Below are 327 nucleotides of genomic sequence, written 5' to 3'. Positions count from 1 at the left end.
CGTGGCAAGCGCTGCCTTGCGCTACGCCGATCGCAAGCGCCGTAAGCTCGCCGCCGCCGTTCAGCCGCACGCGGCATTGCCCGCCGGAGACGCGCTCGACCATGCCTTCCAGCGTGTTGTTTTCGCCTAGGAAGCTCGCCACGAACGAGCTTTGCGGTGTGTTGTAGAGGTCGCCAGGCGAGCCCAACTGGGCGATCGCGCCTTGGTTGAAAACGGCGACGCGATCCGACATCGTCAGTGCCTCGCTCTGGTCGTGCGTGACATAGACGATGTTGATGCCCAGCATCGTATGCAGTTTCTTGATCTCGATCTGCATGTCTTCGCGCA

Annotated in this window: 1 pseudogene; it reads right to left on the bottom strand. The window is 62.1% G+C overall.

The window, feature by feature from the left end:
• Positions 1–327: pseudogene (locus EN852_RS37675) on the bottom strand (Fe3+/spermidine/putrescine ABC transporter ATP-binding protein); the annotation flags it as partial.

Origin of the sequence: Mesorhizobium sp. M2E.F.Ca.ET.209.01.1.1 (assembly GCF_004010375.2) — a bacterium.
Lineage (GTDB): Bacteria > Pseudomonadota > Alphaproteobacteria > Rhizobiales > Rhizobiaceae > Mesorhizobium.
The sequence above is the reverse complement of the archived record's forward strand: the minus strand, read 5'-3'. Positions and strand labels throughout refer to the sequence as shown.